We start from the raw sequence: 255 nt of genomic DNA, 5'->3' as shown, positions 1-255 counted from the left end.
AGCAGCAGGTGCCGGGTAATCGGCATATCCCAGGTGGAGTTATTGCCACCTGTCAGGCGTATCCAGAAGCTCATCCTCTTTGAGGCAAATGCCGGATCTACCGCGGAAAGAAACGCGTCACCCAATTCTCCGATCAGGTGTTCCTGGAACGCTTTCGCCTGTATCTGCGATCCCCATCCAAAACCCAATTCACGCATACGGTTCTGATACACCACACGCAGGCGAAGGCGACCTACCTGACCCAATGGGTAGTTA

General features: G+C 54.1%; 1 pseudogene. It reads right to left on the bottom strand.

The features are described from left to right. Window positions 1–197 (bottom strand): annotated as a pseudogene (locus SB751_RS32860) (TniQ family protein); the annotation flags it as partial. Between the last annotated feature and the right edge of the window lie 58 nt (window positions 198–255).

The organism is Cupriavidus sp. SIMBA_020 (genome assembly GCF_046535395.1).
In the GTDB taxonomy this organism is placed as follows: Bacteria; Pseudomonadota; Gammaproteobacteria; order Burkholderiales; family Burkholderiaceae; genus Cupriavidus; species Cupriavidus campinensis.
This window is presented reverse-complemented; position numbering and strand designations above follow the sequence as displayed.